This window comes from Peribacillus sp. SIMBA_075 (assembly GCF_046534585.1).
Map to the genome: position 1 here is coordinate 1 of NZ_JAWRYN010001553.1, position 238 is coordinate 238.

Consider the following 238-nt stretch of genomic DNA (forward strand, 5'->3'; position numbering starts at 1 on the left):
CCATGCTTCACAAGCTAAAATCTCAACTTCTAACCACGCTTTAAATTTGTTCTCTTCCGTCCAAATTGCACCCATTTCTGGGCGTGTATAACGACTAATCATCTTTTTCCCTCCAACAGTTGTTCTTGATGGTCCCAAATATGCAAACTCTTCGCTTTTTCTAGAGCGACTTCAATATTATCATTTAAAATATTAACATGCCCCATTTTTCGCTGCGCTTTTGCTTCTTCTTTTCCAT

Annotated in this window: 1 pseudogene; it reads right to left on the reverse strand. The window is 38.2% G+C overall.

What is annotated here, in order from left to right:
• Positions 1-98: 98 nt before the first annotated feature.
• Positions 99-238, reverse strand: a pseudogene (locus SB775_RS33630) (5-(carboxyamino)imidazole ribonucleotide synthase); the annotation flags it as partial.